We start from the raw sequence: 7563 nt of genomic DNA on the forward strand, positions 1-7563 counted from the left end.
GAAAAGAAACAATATAATCTGTTTCAGTTTGTGTGTTTCCTAAAATATCATCTACTTTGTCTCTAAGATTAATACCTATATTTTCACCATCTGTAGGACTTCCAGAAAGATCATCATCACAAAAATTAAAATCTGTAGGTGTATTTGCTAATGGAACAGGTTTTATTTGTAAATAAATTTGACCCAATCCTTGGCAATCATTATTTGTTTTACTTTTTAATTTGTAGAAAATAGGAAAAGGATTTCCGGTGGTATTAGGAATGTTTTTATTTCTATAATTGTTTAAAGTTTGTGTTTCTCTAATTTTATGAACTGATTTTGTTCGGTCTTCTTCTGTTTCATAAAATTCAATTTCTATATCTGGATCAGAAGAAATTAAAGCAGGAGCATTGCTAAAATCGAAAGAAGAAATACCGTCTGTATCTGAGTTGTTTGCGGTATTATTTCCATCAGCATCTAAAAAATCATCACAGGTAATAAAAGTTTCTTCGTATGAATTATTGGGAGTAAAACTTACAAATAAATTAATTCTAGAGATTGTATAACAAGAAAATTCAGAATATGTTCTTACCCAAGCAGCTTGTGGTATGTTGCCGTTTACAGGATAGCTTGTTTTATCTGTAACTTGAGGAGAACCTACAATTGCATCATTTTCTGTTTCAAAATATTCAAACGTAAAATTAGGATTGGTTGATAGACTAATTTCTGCTTCTGTAAGATTTATGGTGGTAATTTTATCGGCATCTGTATCACATTGTTTTAGTTCTGTAATTGCAGGAACAACCGGATTTGGGTTTACCGTTAGTGTGATGGCATTTGAGAAAGTTTCACAACTATTTCCTGTTTTATTTAAAATAACACGGTATTGGTAATTATTATAACTTAAAGGAGTATTTATAATTTGCAAGCTTGTAGTGGTTGCATTGTTGTAATTTGCGTTATTAACTACATTGTTCCAATTTGTGTTGTCTGTAGAGATTTGCCATTGAAAAGAATCTGCGTTAGAATCTATAGAGATGCTTTCTGTTGCGTTTTCACAAAAAGTAACATCTTCAAAAGGAGAATTTATAATTATTGGTGCACTTGTAATATAGTTTGCATGCGGTGCTGTATAACCATCAGTTGTATTAATTACTTTACCTTTTGTGTTTGTTTGTAGGGGAACATCGCCTAAAAAACCATCATTATTTTGGTCTGTAAAACCTGCTTCTATAACATCATTACAACCGTCATTGTCTGCGTCTAGCTCAATAAAATCGAATATAGCATCTGCATCTGTATCTGCAATTGTGTAATTAATAGCTAGTGTTTTTGCGTCTGGCACAGTTTCTAAAGCATTCACCAAACCATTGATACCAATTGTTGCGTTTGCATTGTCTATAATTCCATCTAAATTGGCATCAACTAATTGATGATTTGCTTCTACAACATCAAAAATTCCGTCGTTATCAGAATCTACATCTAAATAATTTAAAACGCCATCATTATCTGTGTCATTAGCAGTTTCGTTAATATCGGGAATTCCATCATTATCACTGTCTAAATCGAACATGTCTTCAACGCCATCATTATCAGAATCTCTGAAGAAACAATTAAGAACTATATTTCCGTTAAATGTAGATGTTGTGGTAATGCCAGAAGATTGATGCATAAAATCTATTTGATTTACCTGATTTGCAACAAATTCAAACGTGCTTGAAGCTCCTGTGGTATTAGCCTTGTATTTAAACCAAATTTCTGATGCAGATATTTGTGTAACGCCTGTTTCAAATTCGCCATCAAAATTAGTGTCAATTAATAATTGATCATCAGGATCTAAAAGAGTCACATTTTTATTATTTGGACCAATTTTTATAATAAAGTACTCGCCATCTGCAATGGTATGGTTTACTGTTTTATTTTGAGTGAATTTAAAATTTATATTTTGAGCAAATGTTAATTCATATTGTAATTTTGTGTCTGTTGCAGGGTTAATTATAGATGTAAAATTTCCTAAATTATCACCAGAAAAAGAATTACTAATTTCTGTTTCTGTGTATGTATTTGTTGTAGAATTATTGGTGGAATTGTCTTGAAAAACAATACTAGGGTTGTTGATGTCTGCAATATTTAAAATAGCATTTCCTAAAGATTCATCACAATTAAGGATTCCATCATTATCAATATCATCATCTAAATTATCAATAATTCCGTCTTCATCATAATCATCCGGACAAAGACTAACAGGAATATCGATAGAAAAAAATTCTGTTCCTGTACAAGAAATAATACCTACCAAACGATAAATTCCAGGTTCAGATACTAAAGGTTTATACGTGTCTGCTGTACTTTTTGTAACCCAATCTGGTGTTGGTAAACTTTCATCAAAAAATTGCCATTTAACGCCACCATCAAATAAATTTATATTTGCAGCTTCCAGAATTAAATCATTACCAAGACAGTTTCCTTTTGTAGAAACTGCTACGTTAAAATTAATTTCGGGATTAGAAGGAAAACCAGAATAAAAACTACCTGAAGTTGCTGCTCCATTCTGATTAAAATAGGCGCAATACAATTCTTCGCTACTTTCAATAGAAACATTACCGGTTAAATTGGTTACTTTATACGTAACATAATTGGAGTTTCCGTCTACATCAAAAGGACCTGAAGTTGTAAAATTTGTAATTGGTTGTGAGTTAATGTTAACTGTTGCGCCTTTATTGGTTACAATTGTAACTCCGCCAGTAAAAGTAACAGTTCCAATACTTTCTATAGTAGGTATATTATCTACTTTTCCTCTATTTTCACAACTTAAAGGTGGCACAAAAAACATTCCTTGATTGGCTTCACTTGGTCCGCCATTATTACCAATACCGCCAACTCCTTGATATGCAAAAACATTTTTGGTAGTTCTTATATACATATTTCCATCGCTGGTGTATTTATTTCCTTCCATAACATAATATTCTCCAGCATTTATGTTTGCTATTGCCGTAGTTTCGTTATTCACAAATATTTCTGTATCATCTTCATGCGCAACTATTAGTGCATTTTCCCAATCATCATTTCCGCTTCCTCTAACAAAAATATATTCTGTGCCAATTCTATCAATTCCAACAATTTGATCTAAGCCATAATCTCTACCGCCACCTCCAGAAAAACTTCCATTTGCAGAACCTATATTTGTTACAATGGGGTTGTCTGATGTAATTAGAGTTCCAATTAATGCATCTCTATTTATTGTATTATCTGCAGCATTGGTAGCAATAATATAACTTTCGCCTTCATTTAAAGTAGCAGTAATTGGCAAACTACCATCTGCTGTAGAGTTTTTAATAGAGATACCAACTGGCAAATCACTAAAAGTAACAGTAGTATTATTTTCTGTAGCCATTACAGAAATAAAGTTCAAGAAATTTGTTTGCGGAGTTTCATTGGTAAACATTCCAGCTCTAAAAGTTGTGCCTAAAGCAGAAGAACCTTTACTAACTAAAGCTCCTGCTTGCGCTCCGCCACCTCCTAAAACTCTAATAGAAACATATATAACATCATCTGCTTCAATAATATAACCGTTATTAGTGTGAACAACACTTGTTTGTCTTGAGTCTACAAAAAGTTGACTGTCACCATTTCCTATATAAATTTCTTTAGGAGTAGAGCTTGTTACAAACCCGGTTAAATTATTACTTGGAGAACCAATTTGTTTAATTGTATAACTTACATTATTATTACTTGGTGTAGAAATGTAAAAGTATTGATTCTCAGGATTTGCATTACCTGTTTCTGCATACGTTAAAGGCGGAATAAAATGTTTTTTACTTAATTGAGCATGAACATTTTTAAAGCTAATTATACAAATAAAAGCAATAGCCAAGAATGAAAATTTAGATTTCAACATAAGGTAACTTCATAAGAGAATTATTTGCTAAAAGTAGCAAGAAATTAGTTTGATTGTAACAAAAAAATATAAATATTAGACTTCTTGTAACAATTAAGGTTTAATTGCTACATATATTTAGAGTTAATTTTGTTTTATTTCAAAAATTTTAACGAAATTGCTTGTCTAAAAATTGTTCAACTTTTAAAAAACACAATACAACTATGTCTGATGATTTTGATTTATTAGAAACTAATTCTACCCAAAAAACGGAAAAAGTAGATGTTAATTGGGGAAAGGCAATAGACACCATGAAGTCTAAGCTGTCTCAAGAAGAAGACCCACAAAGGCGCCAAAAAATATTAAATGCCACCTTAGATGATGTGGTTGATATGGCAGAAAAAGACAGAACCTCCTTATTAGATGCTATTAAAGATTTAACAGATTACCAAGATGAAGTTGGTATTATGTTCGAAAAATTTTCTTCGCTTAATGCCACAGAACAAAAGGTAATTGACGATGCCCAAAAAGGATTAGAAAGAGCCAGAATAGAATTAGAAGACGCAGAAAACAAGCCAGACACTTGGTGGAACAACCTTTGGGGAAGAAAATCGAAGATTAAAAAAGAAAAAGTAGAGTTTGCAGCCGCAGAAAAAGTACGCGCAGGTGCAGATAACAAAGCAAAAGCAATGTTTCAAGAGCGTATAGAAAGCGCAGATATTCAAACACTGTTAAGTGAACTTTCTTACAAATCTCAAGCTGCCGTTGCACGTCTTAAAAATAGAGAAGTAGAAATAAAAGAAGTAGAAGAAAAGTTAAAAGATGCCATTGTAGAAGCATCTAAAAACCATACAAAAGCGCTTCAGAAAAAGAAAGAAGTAGAAGATAAGTTAGAAGAGCAATATGCGTTGCTTAAACAAGCTCGTCAAGAATTAGAAGAAATTGCAGATAAACAGTCTACAGCCTACTCAGAAGCTATTGGTAAAATGACAATTATAGAGCAAAAAGTAGAAGAGTTAGAAGGACTTAAAAACGCCTATACAACCTTAGCGGCCAGTAAAGACAGTTTTGTTCATAAACACAATTTAACTATTAAAGTATTAACTTCTTTACGTTCTAATTTACAAACTCACAGAGCAAAATTAAAGTCAGATACAGAAGAAAGACTAAAGTATTATGATGGTTATGTGGTTGCGTTAAAAGCAAGAACAGATCAAGAGTTTGCTGCAATTTTAGAACATTTAGGCGTAAAAACAGACGAGCATATTGGAGAAACTTTGGCGTCTATGCATTCTGCAAGTGCCAGAGCAAGACAAGAAATGATGGACAATATTCCGGTACATGAAAAAGTAATGACTGGTGTTTACAGTACGTATGCAGAGGCTTTGCATGAAATTAGACAAAAAGATGTAGACATTCAAAAAAACTTTGCAGACCGTTATGGAATTGACATGAAAGAGATTTTTGAAGATTATTACAAAGCAGATGCAAATGCTCCAAAAGTAGAAGATGCTCCTGACCCAAAAACAAAAACAGATACTTCTAATGACGATTTGTTAGGGTAAAAAGTAATTAGTTTTCAGTTGCAGTAAGCAGTTGGCTTTTGTCTGAAAATTGGTGGCAAAAAAAATAATTTGGGCGTTACCTTCTTTTGAAAAAAACAAAAGAAGGTCAGGCTTTCCATTATATCTTTTTTCTGAAAAAGAAAAAAGGATGCCATTTCAATCCTTAACGCGGGCGTACTTGTTAATTTTGTGTCTTTTATATAGGTTTATGTGTGTTTAGTAAATTTGGTTTTTAATTATGATTAATAAATATAAATTATATTTGTAAAATATAAATATAGAATGGCAACATTTACATCATCTTTACCAGATAATCTTTTAGAAAAATTAGCTGTTTTGGCAAAAGAGTTACAACTCCCTAAAAATAAGCTCATAGAAAATGCTTTAGAATTGTATTTAGAGCAAGTAGAAAAAGCTAGTTATATAAAGTCTTATAAAGAAGCCGCTACAGATAAAGATATTTTATTGATTGCAGAAGAAGGTCTGCAAGAATATTTTTCAGAAATTAACAATGCAGATTCTAATTAAATGAAGCAAGGCGAAATTTGGGAACTGTATTTTAATCCTACAAAAGGTAGTGAGCAATCTGTCAGAAGACCTGCAGTAATTATTAGTGGCAATATGTTAAATACATATTTACAAGTTGTAATTGTTTGTCCTTTAACAACTAGTATTAAAAATTATATAGGAAATCTTATTTTAAATCCAAATGAAACCAACGGATTAGAAAAAACATCCGAAGTGTTAACGTTTCACGTACGTTCTGTTTCTAAAACAAGATTAGAAAAAAAGATAGGTGAAATTCCTTTAAAAGATATTGAGGTAATTAAAAAAACTTTAAACGATATTCTTAAATTTTAAAAATGATTACAACACCTTTAGATTCGGCAGTTTTAAACTCTAAAGAACAATATGTTTTTTACCATAAAATGGTAGATTTTGTTTTAAAAGAACTCATTGTAAGTGTACAGCAAGAGAAATTGTGTACACATCAAGAATTGTTATTATTTAAACAATATTCAGATTTACTTTTATATTCCATAGAAGCCATGCGTATAAAATATATGTATGATGAAGAAGATAATATGAAAGTAGATTTAACAGATTCTGGGTTTCCAAATTATCTGGAGTTTAGATACCTGTATAATGATTTGGAATTGCGAAAAGAATATGTAAATAAATTAGTAGACACAGATTCTTTGAAAGAACAATTTTTAGACACACTTTTACAGAAAAAGCAACCTATAAAAAGAATAGATTTATTTAAAGCATCTTCCATTATATATTACACTTCTGTAGAAAAAAAATATATTTTTAATCGTTTTGTACAAGGTAAAATTAGTACCGCAAAAGAAGGAGAAAATTATCAATATATGACCAGTTGGGGCTTTTACGATGTAAGTCATAACAGACCTTTTATTTGCTATTTGTATTTTGATTATGATGGAAAAATTGAAAAGGATAAAGAAAAAATTTATGAAGCTTTAAAAGAAAGTGCAGATAGAGAAATGTCTTTAGATACCATGGCGTATTCTATTGATAGAAAATTAAAAGAAATTCATCCAAAACATATCAAAAGAATAGATTTGGGACCTTTTCATAATGTATTTGCAAAAGATGAAAATGAAATTACACATGCCATCTTAGGTGGAATTGCAGAAAAAGAAATTCCTTTAGAATCGTATGCGTTATCCTTAAAAATAGATGAGGTTTTTTCTGGTGATACGTTTACAGAAGGCGGTTTTTTCTCTAAACAAACCATGCAAAAATGGAGTGATGTAATCCAACAAAAATACGTGTTGGCACCTCATAGAATTATTCAATTATTGTATAATCAAACCCCAAGAACCTTAGATAAATTAGCAAAACCGCCAATTGAATTGGCGAGTTTAAAGATTGATGTTAAATAAAAATAAATTTAAAGGTTAAAAAAAACAGAGATTAGGAAGATGATTTTGGCTAAAGCCAATATGCTCTGTAAATTTTAAACCTGTGGATAAATCCACAGGCAATTGAGAATTTTTGTAATATTATTTATTAAAATTATGAATTGGCACTGTGTAATTTTTAATCTGTGGATAAATCCACAGACTATTGAGAATTTTTGTAATATTATTTATCAAAATTATGAATTGGCACTGT

Annotated in this window: 5 protein-coding genes; 4 read left to right on the forward strand and 1 reads right to left on the reverse strand. The window is 31.0% G+C overall.

From position 1 onward, the window contains the following. On the reverse strand, positions 1-3877 hold a 3877-nt coding region (locus tag ACSHW5_RS16465), incomplete at its 3' end, for a T9SS type B sorting domain-containing protein (protein WP_435677240.1). A 203-nt stretch (positions 3878-4080) separates the two neighbouring features. Between ACSHW5_RS16465 and ACSHW5_RS16470 the strand changes: the two genes are divergently transcribed. From ACSHW5_RS16470 to ACSHW5_RS16485, 4 genes are all read left to right on the forward strand, one after another. Further along, positions 4081-5421 (forward strand): microtubule-binding protein, encoded by a 1341-nt coding sequence (locus ACSHW5_RS16470; protein ID WP_435677241.1) that lies wholly within the window; start codon positions 4081-4083, stop codon positions 5419-5421. 282 nt (positions 5422-5703) lie between these two features. After that, positions 5704-5949, forward strand: a complete 246-nt coding sequence (locus ACSHW5_RS16475) for a ribbon-helix-helix domain-containing protein (protein WP_435677242.1) — start codon at positions 5704-5706, stop codon at positions 5947-5949. Then, complete coding sequence (locus ACSHW5_RS16480) at positions 5950-6282, forward strand: type II toxin-antitoxin system PemK/MazF family toxin (RefSeq protein WP_435677243.1); 333 nt, start codon at positions 5950-5952, stop codon at positions 6280-6282. Between the two features lie 2 nt (positions 6283-6284). Further along, a complete protein-coding gene (locus ACSHW5_RS16485) occupies positions 6285-7331 on the forward strand; it encodes a hypothetical protein (protein WP_435677244.1) in 1047 nt (348 codons plus the stop codon). The last annotated feature ends 232 nt before the right edge of the window (positions 7332-7563 follow it).

The organism is Polaribacter sp., assembly GCF_051251875.1.
Taxonomy (GTDB): domain Bacteria; phylum Bacteroidota; class Bacteroidia; order Flavobacteriales; family Flavobacteriaceae; genus Polaribacter.